Source organism: Kitasatospora phosalacinea, assembly GCF_000717185.1.
Classification (GTDB): domain Bacteria; phylum Actinomycetota; class Actinomycetes; order Streptomycetales; family Streptomycetaceae; genus Kitasatospora; species Kitasatospora phosalacinea_A.
The window spans coordinates 1-348 of the sequence record NZ_JNYE01000288.1 but is presented as its reverse complement, the minus strand read 5'-3'; the positions used below and the strand labels follow the sequence as shown (position 1 = coordinate 348).

The 348-nt window shown below is 68.1% G+C and carries 1 pseudogene; it reads left to right on the top strand.

What is annotated here, in order from left to right:
• Positions 1-348, top strand: a pseudogene (locus tag OO57_RS38055) (M4 family peptidase); the annotation flags it as partial.

The window sequence follows — 348 nt, the reverse complement described above, 5'->3', positions numbered from 1 at the left end:
TCCTCCGGCGTCGTCGACAACTCCTCCTCCCAGGCCGCCCACGGCGGCTCCTGGAAGGCCTGGATGGACGGCTACGGCTCCAGCCACACCGACAGCCTCTCGCAGACCGTCACCGTCCCGGCCGGGTGCAAGGCCACGCTGAGCTTCTGGCTGCACATCGACACCGCCGAGACCGGCAGCACCGCCTACGACAAGCTGACCGTGACCGTCAACGGCACCTCGGTCGCGACCTACTCGAACACCAACGCCGCCACCGGCTACGCCCAGAAGAGCATCGACCTGTCGGCCTACGCGGGCCAGAGCGTCACGGTGAAGTTCAACGCGGTCGAGGACTCCTCGCTGCAGACC